General features: G+C 33.7%; 14 protein-coding genes. 12 read left to right on the top strand and 2 right to left on the bottom strand.

Features of this window, described 5'->3' with window-relative positions; genetic code table 11:
- Nucleotides 1-38: 38 nt before the first annotated feature.
- The 5 genes from AM499_RS07610 to msrB are packed head-to-tail and all read left to right on the top strand — an operon-like array spanning nt 39 to nt 3276.
- Complete coding sequence (locus AM499_RS07610; RefSeq protein ID WP_053589636.1) at nt 39-878, top strand: DegV family protein; 840 nt, start codon at nt 39-41, stop codon at nt 876-878.
- 57 nt (nt 879-935) lie between these two features.
- Nucleotides 936-1745 carry a GDSL-type esterase/lipase family protein gene (locus AM499_RS07605; protein ID WP_053589635.1) on the top strand — a complete coding sequence of 270 codons (810 nt, stop codon included), beginning with the start codon at nt 936-938 and terminating at the stop codon, nt 1743-1745.
- 13 nt (nt 1746-1758) lie between these two features.
- Entirely contained in the window at nt 1759-2331 is a 573-nt protein-coding gene (locus AM499_RS07600; protein ID WP_053589634.1) for a YpmS family protein, read from the top strand.
- Nucleotides 2332-2344: 13 nt separating this feature from the next.
- Nucleotides 2345-2860 carry a peptide-methionine (S)-S-oxide reductase MsrA gene (msrA, locus tag AM499_RS07595; RefSeq protein WP_053589633.1) on the top strand — a complete coding sequence of 172 codons (516 nt, stop codon included), beginning with the start codon at nt 2345-2347 and terminating at the stop codon, nt 2858-2860.
- A gap of 5 nt (nt 2861-2865) precedes the next feature.
- Nucleotides 2866-3276 carry a peptide-methionine (R)-S-oxide reductase MsrB gene (gene msrB, locus AM499_RS07590; protein WP_053589632.1) on the top strand — a complete coding sequence of 137 codons (411 nt, stop codon included), beginning with the start codon at nt 2866-2868 and terminating at the stop codon, nt 3274-3276.
- 88 nt (nt 3277-3364) lie between these two features.
- On the opposite strand, the gene AM499_RS07585 is transcribed toward msrB, so the two are convergent.
- The gene (locus AM499_RS07585) at nt 3365-5191 is read right to left on the bottom strand and encodes a methyl-accepting chemotaxis protein (RefSeq protein WP_053592128.1); all 1827 of its coding nucleotides are present in this window, start codon (nt 5189-5191) and stop codon (nt 3365-3367) included.
- A gap of 153 nt (nt 5192-5344) precedes the next feature.
- Between AM499_RS07585 and AM499_RS07580 the strand changes: the two genes are divergently transcribed.
- The 7 genes from AM499_RS07580 to AM499_RS21305 all read left to right on the top strand — a co-directional run bounded on the left by AM499_RS07580 (nt 5345) and on the right by AM499_RS21305 (nt 11356).
- Entirely contained in the window at nt 5345-5566 is a 222-nt protein-coding gene (locus tag AM499_RS07580) for a YozE family protein (protein ID WP_053589631.1), read from the top strand.
- A gap of 70 nt (nt 5567-5636) precedes the next feature.
- Nucleotides 5637-6341, top strand: coding sequence for a purine-nucleoside phosphorylase (deoD, locus tag AM499_RS07575; protein ID WP_053589630.1), 705 nt, complete (start codon nt 5637-5639; stop codon nt 6339-6341).
- A 108-nt stretch (nt 6342-6449) separates the two neighbouring features.
- Entirely contained in the window at nt 6450-7931 is a 1482-nt protein-coding gene (locus AM499_RS07570; RefSeq protein ID WP_053592127.1) for a S41 family peptidase, read from the top strand.
- A 220-nt stretch (nt 7932-8151) separates the two neighbouring features.
- Nucleotides 8152-9054 carry a CobW family GTP-binding protein gene (locus AM499_RS07565; protein WP_053589629.1) on the top strand — a complete coding sequence of 301 codons (903 nt, stop codon included), beginning with the start codon at nt 8152-8154 and terminating at the stop codon, nt 9052-9054.
- Complete coding sequence (locus AM499_RS07560; RefSeq protein ID WP_053589628.1) at nt 9051-9311, top strand: hypothetical protein; 261 nt, start codon at nt 9051-9053, stop codon at nt 9309-9311. The genes AM499_RS07565 and AM499_RS07560 overlap by 4 nt, the downstream gene beginning before the upstream one ends.
- A 159-nt stretch (nt 9312-9470) precedes the next feature.
- A complete protein-coding gene (locus tag AM499_RS07555) occupies nt 9471-10346 on the top strand; it encodes a CAP domain-containing protein (RefSeq protein WP_053589627.1) in 876 nt (291 codons plus the stop codon).
- Between the two features lie 362 nt (nt 10347-10708).
- Nucleotides 10709-11356 (top strand): CAP domain-containing protein, encoded by a 648-nt coding sequence (locus tag AM499_RS21305; protein WP_082355200.1) that lies wholly within the window; start codon nt 10709-10711, stop codon nt 11354-11356.
- 11 nt (nt 11357-11367) lie between these two features.
- Here AM499_RS21305 and AM499_RS07545 read toward each other — a convergent pair whose 3' ends face one another.
- On the bottom strand, nt 11368-12723 hold the full coding sequence (locus AM499_RS07545; RefSeq protein ID WP_053589626.1) for an MATE family efflux transporter: 1356 nt from the start codon (nt 12721-12723) through the stop codon (nt 11368-11370).
- Nucleotides 12724-12767: the final 44 nt, after the last annotated feature.

Genomic DNA, 12767 nt, shown 5'->3' with positions numbered 1-12767 from the left:
CTTCTTATAATAAAGATATATAGGAAGGAAGGGATCATGTGTCTAAAATTCATATTGTAACGGATTCAACAGCTGATTTATCAAAAGAGCTGATTGAAGCCTTCAATATTCATGTAGTACCACTAACGATACAAATTGATGGTGAATCATATACCGATGGTGTAGATATAAATCCAGAAGAGTTTTTAGCAAAAATGGCATCATCAAAGGATTTACCAAAGTCTTCTCAACCTGCAGTAGGTGTTTTTAAAGAGCTGTATGATAGGTTGGGAGAAAATGGAGATCAAATATTATCTATACATATGACAGGTGGAATGAGTGGAACAGTTAAATCCGCTCAAGCTGCTGCTGAAATGACTGATTCTAATGTAACAGTTTTTGATTCTAAATTTATCTCCTTTGCTTTATCTTTTCAAGTTGAAGAGGCTGCTAAAATGGCTAAAAATGGTGAAAGTTTAGAAGTTATTTTAAATAGAATTGAAAAAATACGGTCAAACACAAATTTATATGTAGTTGTTGATACATTAGATAACTTAGTAAAAGGTGGTCGCATTGGTAAGGGCACTGCAATAATTGGGTCACTACTTTCTATAAAACCGATTGCTAATTTAACAGATGGTGTATATACACCAATTGCAAAAGTAAGAAGTCATAAACAAGTAGTTAGTCATTTATTTAAACAATTTACAGAAGATACAAAAGGAAAAATAGTAAAAGCTGTTGGGATTTCGCATGCAAATGGATTTTCCATGGCAACACCTTTAATGAAACTAATAGAGGAAACTGGTTTTAAGAATATTCAAGTATCATTTACTTCTCCTGTAATAAGTACACATACAGGTCCAGGGGCTATTGGTTTTATGTATATGACTGATTAACTTACTTAGGAAAGCAGGGATTTGTCCCTGCTTTTATTTTATCGAAAGGGGATAGGAATGAAGTACGTCCTATATTTATTCTGTATTATTTTATTTTTAACCGGTTGTACAAATAAGGAACAATTTGCTACAGATTTTACCACAAAAGAAGCGATTTCATTCGAGGAGTATGTGATTCCTTATACTTTTTTTCCTAGAACTATACAATTAGTCGGAATGGGAGATTCTCTAACGAAAGGTGTTGGAGATGAATTAAAAAGAGATGGATATATTGGAAGATTAAAGACAGAACTATTACAATATAAAGGAATAGAAGATGTTATTTTAACCAATACTGCATTAAGAGGTAGAAGAAGCGACCAATTATTAAAACTTATGAATAACGGTGAATTTGATTATGCTATTAGAAACGCAGATATAATAACTATTACGATTGGTGGAAACGATTTGATGAAAATCGTTAAAAAAGAATTATTTGATTTAAAAGTTGAGCCATTCCAAAAGGGACTAAATGCATTCGAGAATAATTATGTGAAAATCATGAAGAAGATTCGAGAGATTAATAGTAATGGTAAAATACTTTTAATAGGAATTTATAACCCTCTAACCGTCGTATCGAATGAAGAGAATGAATTTGAAACAATAATTGAGGAATGGAATAGTACAATCGAAATGATAGCAAAAGAGGACAAAAATGCATGTTACATACCTATTGGCAAGCATTTTGATACAAATGCCAATTTAGTGTATCATACAGACTTTTTTCATCCGAATAGTAAGGGATATCAATTAATGAAAGATTCTATCATAAGCTCCTTAAATAATTGTGGTTTTATTGATGAGCAAAATAGGGAATTGTTGTTTTAGGGAGTTGAGAGAGATGAACAAATGGAAGATTGCATTTTTTTTATTAATACTATTAATAGTAGGGTCAATAATCGGACTTTTTTATTGGATTTCTACTCCATCTGAATCCTCAGATGTCCTATTAGAAACTCCAAATGTTACAGGAAATGTCCTTACAGTTAACGCGACAAAAGAGGATTTTGAAGGACTTGCTAATACTTTTATGAAGAAAGCTATGGAGGGAAAACCGCTTCCGGTGAATTTGACTATAGAAGATCAGGTGATACTTTCCTCAGAGTTAACAATTTTCTCAACTGTTCTTCCTGTAAAATTATTCTTTGAACCTTTTGTTGAGGAAAATGGGAATATTCGTTTGGAGCAATCTTCTGTAGAAATTGGGCAACTACAGCTTCCTCCAGAAACAGTGCTAAAAGTATTAAAAGATTCAATTCAGCTGCCACAATGGATGATCGTAAAACCGGAAGAAGAGGAAGTTCTTATCCAATTAGCCAGCATACCGATGTCTTCAGGAGTCCGTGTTCGAGCAAAAGAATTGAATTTGGAGGAAGATATCATTACTTTAGAAATAATTATCCCATCTGAGTAAGGAGGAAAAAGAAATGGAAAAAGCAACATTCGCAGGAGGCTGTTTCTGGTGTATGGTGAAGCCATTTGATACTTATGATGGAATTGAACAAGTCCTCTCTGGTTATACAGGTGGCCATATTGAAAATCCTACGTATGAACAAGTTTGTTCCAATGCAACCGGTCATTATGAAGCAGTCCAAATAACGTTCAATCCAGAAATATTTCCTTATGAAAAATTATTAGAAATATTTTGGATGAATATTGATCCGACAGATAATAATGGTCAATTTTTCGATAGAGGCTCTTCCTATCAGACAGCTATTTTCTATCATTCTGAGCAACAACGAGTTCAAGCAGAGAAATCAAAAGCAGATTTAGATGCATCCAATAAGTTTCAAACAAAAGTGGCTACCAAAATACTTCCGGCTAAAGAGTTTTATCCAGCCGAAGCTTATCATCAAGATTATTACAAAAAAAATCCTACCCATTATAATCGTTATTATGTTGGATCTGGAAGAGCAGCTTTCAAAGAAAAAAATTGGGGGTAAATATAATGAAAGAAAAATTAACAGACATGCAGTTTTATGTAACGCAACAAAATGGTACAGAGCCTCCTTTTCAAAATGAGTATGATAAGCATTTTGAAGAAGGTATATATGTAGACGTTGTCTCTGGCAAACCTTTGTTTCATTCAAAAGACAAGTATGATGCAGGGTGTGGATGGCCAAGCTTTACTAGACCAATTGAGGATCAAGAGGTTATAGAAAAATTTGATGATAGTCATGGTATGAGAAGAGTAGAAGTAAGAAGTAAAACAGCCGATTCACATTTAGGACATGTCTTCCCAGATGGTCCACAAGAAGAAACAGGACTTCGATATTGCATTAATTCTGCTGCATTACGATTTATTCCTAAAGAAAAGCTTATCGAAGAAGGCTACGAAGAATACGTTAAATTATTTTAAATAAAGTGGCGACTAAGGAGCGACTTATCTTGCGGCAAGCGCTAATAAAAAGAAGCACAGAAGAGCAATATCTTCTGTGCTTCTTTTATTATAGCTTAAATTCATTGACAACATTTCTAAGCTCATCTGCTTGATTTGATAACTCTACAGCAGAAGCATTAATTTCTTCCATTGCAGCTGAACCTTCCTGTGCTGCGGCGGCAGATGTTTCTGTATTAGTTGCTGTATTTTCCGCAATCTGATTAACTTCAATGAAAGAAGCAGCAACTTCATGACTAAAGTTAAGCGTTTCTTCAATTTGTTTTACCATTTTATCGATGATTGTAATCGTTTCATTTGTCTGATTCATTATTTGCTCTAATGATGCATTTGTTTCATTTGCTACTTCCACACCGCGAATTACATTTTCTACACCTTCATGATTTTGTTTTACGATGGAAGTAACTTCGGATTGAATGGAGGTAACAATTCCGGTAACTTCTTTTGCAGCATTTTGAGATTGTTCAGCAAGTTTACGAACCTCATCGGCAACTACGGCAAAGCCTCGTCCATGTTCTCCTGCTCTAGCAGCTTCAATAGCTGCATTTAGGGCAAGAAGGTTTGTTTGTTCTGCAATTGCAGTAATTGTTTTAATGATAGAAGTGATTTCATACGATTTTGTACCAAGTGCTTGAACAGTTTGAGAAGTGTTAGCCATTGTCTCTTCGATGCTCATCATTACATTAGAAGAGTGCTGTACTGATTCTCCACCTTTACGTGCAGCTGTCATCATTTGATCTGTTGCTTCTTTAACTGCTTGTGCATCATTGTTCAAATATCTTGTTGCTTCTTCTAGTAAATTCATCTTTTGAATGGCAACATTCATACTACGTATTGTTTGTTCACTTCCTGCAGCGATTTCGTTCGTAGAATCAGCTATCGATTGAATTGTTATTGCTGTTTCATCAGAAGAAGCCATGAGCTCTTGTCCGCTTGCAGAAACATTCTCAGTCAGTAAACTTACACGTTTTACTAAATTTGCGATAGAGGCGATTAAAACGTTTGTACTTTCAGCAATTTCAGCAAATTCATCTTTTGATCTAACTTTTACTCTCCTAGTCAAGTCACCGCCAGCTTGAGCTATATCTAATATAGATCGGTTAATAGAATTCGTACTACGTTTGATAGAATAGAATAAGTAAATACCAAAAGATAATGTTAAAGCTACTGAGAATACCGTTAGAGCAATGAACAAATACATTGCTGTATTATTTTCCTTTTTTAAAAGGGCAATTTGATTTGCATTTTTTTCGGCTAGCAGTTCGTTCATTGCAGCTATATGTACATCAATATAATTCATTGCTGTTTTCCCGTTACCTGCGTTTACTAGTTTTTGTGCAGATTCAATGCCTTGCTCATCTCGGATATTAATTACACGATCTGAATATTGTAGGTAGGTTGTAAAAAACTGATCAATTGATAATATTTTTTGTAATTCCTCTGGTCGATTTCTATATGTTATATTCAATTCTTTAATGTGTGTTATGATTGCATCTTTATATTTCTTATGACTTGCCATATAATTTGACTTACCGGTTATGATATAGCTCTGTTCTGCGTTAGCTAGTTGAGCAATTTCCGTTGAAATTTGATTTACCATCATTTGTTCTTTAATATCTACGTTCGTAAATTTCTCGAGAGCTTTTTGAGATGTATACATTTTATTAGAGGTCAATACTAGCATGGATATTAAGATTACTATTAGCACTGAAAAGATAATAATTACTCTACCTCTAATTGAGTTTACAATATTCTTTTTGGAAGAGATGGAAGTGAAATTTTTCGCTTTTTTGTTTTTACTAAATAAATTTAATGAAGGAATTTTCTTAATCTTTAAGGTTTTCTTTTCTTTTTTATTCTTTTTTGTTGAATTCATAGGTTTAATTTTTTTATTGAACCTCTTTAACAATCATAACAACCCCTTTATTGTAATGCTTTTTGATTACTTTAAAGTTTACTTGTTTTAGATAGAATTATCTACATGTTTTTTCAAAATCTATGACTTCATGACTAAAGTTGGAGGTGTAATATGAAACAATCATTTTATTTATATGTTTTAAAATACCGAGGAGGAGGAAAGAAGGATAAAAAGAGTTTGTTTGCAGAAACGATGTTTAATCAACATGATTTTCCAAAAGCAGAGACTTCATTTGATGCGCTCTCTAAATATATTGAAGAACTTGCACATCCTGATATGAGTGCGACAGTTTTTGATGAACTTTGGGAGTCATATTATGAAGCGGTACGCTAGCAATATCGTTGCATTTAAACTAAAAAAACGGTATCATTAAGCCGAAACGTTATAGAAATGAGGTATTTAAATGAGTATACACATTGGAGCAAAAAAAGGTGAAATTGCAGATACAATTTTACTACCCGGAGATCCACTTCGTGCAAAATATATTGCAGAAACATTTTTAGAAGATGTTGTCCAATATAATGAGGTTCGTAACATGTTTGGATATACTGGTACATATAAGGGAAAAAGAATTTCAGTACAAGGTACTGGGATGGGCGTGCCTTCTATTTCAATTTATGTTCATGAATTAATGAATGATTATGATGTACAAAAATTGATTCGTGTAGGTACATGTGGAGCAATACAAAAAGACGTGAAAGTACGTGACGTTATTCTTGCTCAAAGTGCTTCAACAGATTCTACTTTAAACAAAGTTTTATTAGATGATGTAAGCTATGCTCCAACTGCAGATTTCGATTTATTATATAAAGCATATAATGCTGGAAAAGAAGCAGGGTTAAATTTAAGAGTAGGTAATGTTTTTACAGCAGATTTATTCTATAACGAAAATGCACAAAATGAAAAATGGGCAAGTTATGGTGTATTAGCAGTGGAAATGGAATCAGCTGCACTTTATACTCTAGCTGCTAAATTTGGTCGTCAAGCTCTTTCAGTTCTAACTGTAAGCGATCATATTATTACAGGTGAAGCAACGACATCTGAAGAGCGTCAAACTACGTTCAACGATATGGTAGTTGTTGCGCTAGAAGCAGCTATTCAAGACTAACCTGTCTTTTCGAAGAGTTTACTTCTTAACTAGATTATCTTGATAAATAGACTGTCATGGAGATGACAGTCTATTTTATAAGATTTTTGGAAGAAAAGGGTGAAAAATTTGGACGAACAAAAACAATCAAATGATGAAGTGGAATCTACTGAAGAGAAACCTGCATCACGTTATATAAAGATAAAGCCATTTGGTTTTTTCGTAATGATTTTAGCATTAATCGTCGCAACAGCTGCACTAACGATGATGATTTTAAATGTTAGCAAAAGTAATGTCCTAGGCGAAGAATTACCCGAATCAGAAAGAACTGAGTTCTCTAAACTTTATATGGCATATGATAAGTTAAAAGAAGAATACTATAAAGATATTGATCAAGATTCAGTAGTTAACGGTGCCATTAATGGAATGATTGATGCACTAGAAGATCCATATTCTGATTATATGAATAAAGAAGAAGCCTCTCAGTTTAATGAGAGTATATCTTCTAGCTTCCAAGGGATTGGTGCAGAGATTCAAGAAAGAGATGGTGTGATCACTGTAGTATCTCCTATTAAGAATTCTCCAGCCGAAAAAGCAGGGATATTGCCTAATGACAAAATTCTTGCAGTAGATGGAAAAGATATAAAAGGATATACTGCCTCTGAAGCTGTACTTCTAATACGTGGTAATAAAGGTACAGAAGTTACACTTTCCATTCAACGTGGAGAAAGTGAAACAATGGATATTAAAATAGTACGTGATGATATTCCAATCGAAACGGTTTATGCTGAAATGGTTGGTGATAATGTTGCACATATTATTATATCTAGCTTCTCTAGAGACACATATGATGAACTTTTGACCGCTATTAGCGAGATGGAAAGTCAAGGAATGAAGGCATTGGTTATCGATGTTCGTCAAAACCCAGGTGGTCTTCTTGATAGTGCTATTGATATCTCTAATCTTTTCTTAAAAGATGGAAAGTCAATCGTCCAAATACAAGAAAAAGGAAAACCGTTTGTTTATTCAGCTTCTCCAGGTGAGAAGGTTAAGGTACCAGTATCCTTGATCATTGATGAAGGAAGTGCATCCGCATCAGAAATTTTAGCTGGCGCATTAAGTGAATCTGCAGATATCCCATTAGTAGGTTTAAATTCATTTGGTAAAGGTACAGTTCAATCAGTTAATGATTTACCAGATGGATCGAACATTAAAATTACGACTGCTAAATGGTTAACGCCTGACGGTAATTGGATACATGAGAAAGGGATTGCCCCTGATTATGCTGTCGAATACCCATCCTATGCAATGCTTGCACCATTAGATCCTGCTGAAACTTTAAAAGAAGGCCAATCTTCAGAAGTTATTCAAAATGCTAAAGAAATGTTAAAAGCAGTTGGATATGAAGTTGGTGAAATAAACGAAAACTTCGATAATCAAATGACTATAGCAGTGAAAAAATTCCAAGCTGAAAACAAGCTTGAATCAACTGGTGAACTATCAGGAGAAACTTCTTATTTATTAATGGATAAACTTCGTGCAAAAGTATTAGAAGATGATCCGCAATTACAAAAAGCTAAAGAAGTTGTTTTGGAGCTTCTGAATAAGTAAAAATAAAGCTGACCTTCATAGGTCAGCTTTTTAAATGAAAGCTCAGTTATTCAGATTTGCACCTTGTTAGTCGGATGAACTGTCCTATGGGACAGTAAGTTACTTTTTCTCTTGCGGTCTTGTGTATAAGCGCAAAGTCAAATTGACTCATATCCTTATATGATTGTAGTTTAACAATTGCAAAGTTTAACATAGCTGAAATGAAAGGAGAAAACATAAAATGAAAGATGTTTATCTATTAAGTGGCTTTTTAGGAAGCGGAAAAACCTCCTTATTATCACATTTAATTGCTCAATTTAAAGAAGAGGGTATTAAACCTGCAGTCATTATGAACGAGTTAGGGAAACTTAATTTCGATAGCCAAGCTGTAGATGAAGATATACCTTTAAAAGAAATGTTGGAAGGATGCATATGCTGTACAGGATCTGAAAAGATGGAAGCACAGCTTCAAATGCTTTTAGAAGGAGAGGAATTTGATGTCTTAATAATAGAGACAACAGGTGCTGCTCATCCCGTTGAAGCGATGGATGCAGTTTTTTCACCACTATTTGCAAATAAATTAAATATGAAAGGGATTATAACAGTTGCGGATTGTAAGAGATGGATAGATCGTGATCACTTGACGCCTCAAACAAGAATGTTGTTTTTAGAACAAATACGACACGCCCATCTAATAGTAGCAAACAAAATTGATTTACTCAGTGATTCGGAAGTAGCAACTGTCACTATGCAATTACAGTCTTTAAATAGTTCTGCTCCGATTATACAAACATCCAATAGTAAACTTCCATTATCATTGATAAAAAGGCTAGAAGCTACTCACCATGAGAAAGACATTAACGAAACAGCTCTAGGTAAACAACTATTTCTGTCTACCCGTCTATATACTTTTCAAGAGGCAGTTGAACAAGAAGAGTTTGAGACTTGGGTAAGAAGTCTCCCTGATACGGTATATCGGATGAAAGGCTATGTACCATTAAAAGGTCATAAATATCCCTTTCTATTTCAATATGCATATGGAATGGTTCAATGGATACCTGAGTACATGAAGATGGATCCTCAGATCGTTATTATCGGAGATAAAATTGATAAACTCGAGATGATGGGAAGTGTTTCAATATGATAAAGGCTTTTCAACAATTATATAAAGGAAGAATTGCTCTAGAAAAAATTCTAACAGAGGACGAGATTCGTCTTGTTATAAACAGTGAGTTAAAAGATGAATTTACTCATCCTAGAGCAAGGTTATCTTCAGTAAAAAAGTATCAGCTTGCGATTCAACGTATACAAGGTAGTGAGCTTAGTGAAGAAGATAAACATGTCTTATTATCTGTCTATGAAGAGGAGTATTTAAAAGTGTCAACAGCGAATGATGTGTAAATTTTAATTTTATTGGTCATTATATCCAAAAGTAATCAAATAGTACTCTGTTTCTATCAATATATTTTAATCTAATGGTTTTGTTGGTAAATGTTATGTGAAAAATTCCTCCTCTTTTATGTTTACAATAAGGGTGCACAAAAGAAGGAGGAAATGAGAATGAATAAAAAAAATTCAATCATAGTTGGATTACTTGCAGGAAGCTTGTTTTTATCAACAAATACAGCTGAAGCATCAACAACAACTGGAAATTCAAACACCACTTCCGAGGCAAAAGCAGTTGTTAATTATCAATTGAAGTCTCCATATAAATTAATAAATCAATATAATTGGAGAGCATACGATAACTTTAAATATGTAGCTAATGCTAAATTAGTTGCAAATCAAATTGTTGCTAAATACTTTGTCAATATGGAAGAAGAAAAAGCAGCTGAAAAACCAGTTGTGAAAGAAAAAGAACCAGTAGTAGAAAAACCGGTAGTAGAAAAACCAGTTGTAACAGAGAAACAGCCAGTAGAAAAACCTGTTGTAACAGAGAAGCAACCAGTAGAAAAACCAAATGTTCCTGTTAAAAAACCAGTTGCACAAGCACCAACAAATACAGTAAAAGAACCAGTAGTTCAAAAACCAGCTACAGAAAATAAAGAAGAAGTGAAAGTATCTTCTGAAATTCAACAAGTTGTAGATTTAACTAACCAAGAACGTGCTAAACAAGGTTTAAAAGCATTACAAATCGATACGAAATTAACACAATCAGCTCAAGCAAAATCACAAGACATGAAAGACAAAAACTATTTTTCTCATACTAGTCCAACATACGGTTCACCATTTGATCAAATGAAATCTTTTGGTGTAACATACAAAGCGGCTGGAGAAAATATTGCGATGGGTCAACGTAGTGCAAAAGAAGTAGTTGACGGATGGATGAATTCACCTGGCCACAGAGAAAATATTATGAATCCTTCTTATACACATATTGGAGTTGGATTATCAGATAGTGGATATTATTGGACTCAACAATTTATAGGTAAGTAATGAAGTGAAACCTACCAAGATTAGGGACTGACTCCTAATAATTGAGATAGGGAATAAAACATCTTTTTAAACAACCAGTTGACGGTAATTACACCGGCGACTGGTTTTTTTGAATGGGGATTTTGATAAAAAATTTAAATAATATGTGCAAGTGCCCTACCTTAATAGTTTTTTATATAAAACTGTCAACAGTGTTCGAGATGAAATATTTCTAAACTGTGGTTATAATATCCATCTATTTGAAGATGGATAGTTGTTGCTATCTAGTTATTTATCTTAATGGTTTCAATGGAATATTTTATAAAAATTATTTTTTCTTTCATATGTTTATAATAGTGGAGCAAAAGAAGGAGGAATAGAAAATGAATAAAAATTATTCGTTAATAGTTGGATTACTTGCAGGAAGTCTGTTATTTACAACTCAATCTGTTGAAGCTTCTATGTCCACGGGAAATTCAAATTCAAATACTACTTCAGAAGCTAATATTTCTGTAAAACAAAAAGGGAATGAACCTTTTTCATATATAAATAAAAATAGCCAGCCAATCGAAAGTACGAAACAAAATCCTGTAACACCAAATCAGGAAGCTAGTACTCAAAAGTCTGGAACAACTGCAAATGATATTGGACAAGTATCTTCAACAGTTCAACAAGTTGTGGATTTAACTAACCAAGAACGTGCTAAAGAAGGATTAAAAGCGTTACAAATTGATGTAAAGCTTACCCAATCAGCACAGGAAAAATCACAGGATATGAAAAATAAAAACTATTTTTCTCATACTAGTCCAACGTACGGTTCACCATTCGATCAAATGAAAGCTTTAGGAATCACTTATAATTCTGCAGGTGAAAACATTGCTATGGGTCAACCAAGTGCTGAAGAGGTAGTGGATGCATGGATGAAATCTCCAGGCCATAGAGAAAATATAATGAATCCATCCTTTACACATATAGGCGTTGGATTATCAGATAGTGGTTTCTATTGGACACAACAATTTATAGGAAAATAAAAACGACGCTTTTAAGCGTCGTTTTTTGTTATTCTTTTTTGTAAATAGATAAGTCTTGAACAGAGCGTGATAGCCCCTAATGTTAACCCTACGATTAAGCCTATCCAATATCCAAAGCGTTCAAAAGAAGTATAGTTTGCTAGTATGTATCCAGTAGGCAATCCTATTATCCAATAAGAAACAATTGACATAATGAATGTGATTGTTACATCCTTGTATCCTCTAAGTGCTCCTTGAACAGGTGCTTGGATTGCATCTGATAATTGAAATAACGCAGCAAAAAAGAAAAATTGAATAGTTAATGTGATTACAGCTTGATCATTTGTATAAATAGATGCTATTTGCTCTTTAAACAAGAGAAGTATTGATGCGGATATAAAGCTGAATAGGACGGCTGTAACTACGCTAAGCCAGCTATAAGTTTTTGCATCTTTAAATCTATTTGCACCTACTTCATGCCCAACAAGTATTGTAGCTCCCATCGCAATACTTAATGGAATCATATAAAGTAGGGAAGTAAAGTTCATAGCAATCTGATGAGCTGATATCACTTCTGTTGAATAAGCACTCATAAATAATGTGACAGCAGAAAAAATGGTTGTTTCTGCAAAAATGGAAATCCCAATTGGAAAACCAATCTTAGTAATCGATCCTATTTTTTGTAAGGAAGGCGCTCTCCAACCATTGAAAATATGTAATTCAGCAAATGGTTTATTACGATACACGATCACTATTGAAATAAGGAATATTAACCAATAAGTAAGTGCCGATGCTAATCCAGCTCCTACGCCTCCTAAAGCAGGCATGCCTAACTTCCCGTAAATAAATACATAATTTAATGCAATGTTGATGGGAGCAGACAAAAGAGTAATAACCATTGATACACGTGTTTTTCCTAAAGCATCAATAAAAGAGCGAATTACACTATAAAGGAATAGGGGAACAAGACCAATACTCATCATATATAAATATTTCTTTGCTACTTCGCGTACACTATCCTCGAGGGATATACGCTGAAGAACAGGATCAATTAATAATAGGACAGCAACAAAAATGATGATTGCTAACAAGAGAGCTATATAAAATCCTTGCTGAACAAAAATACGGACTTCTTCCTTCTTTTTTGCTCCTATTAATTGTGCTACAATTGGCGTAATGCCTAATAATATACCGGTAAGACCAGTATATACAGGCACCCAAAGAGATGAACCTATCGAAACACCTGCTAAATGATCAATACTAAATTTTCCGGTCATTAATACATCAAAAAATGTCAATAAATATAGTGCTAATTGTGTGATTAAAATAGGTAAGACTATTTTAATCATTTGAATCATTTTATCAGATAATGTTTTCGTTTCTTGCATTTTGCATACATCCTTTAAAGTTATAAAATAGTTAGGAGATTATT

The sequence above is a fragment of the Bacillus sp. FJAT-22090 genome, assembly GCF_001278755.1.
In the GTDB taxonomy this organism is placed as follows: Bacteria; Bacillota; Bacilli; order Bacillales_A; family Planococcaceae; genus Psychrobacillus.
This window is presented reverse-complemented; position numbering and strand designations above follow the sequence as displayed.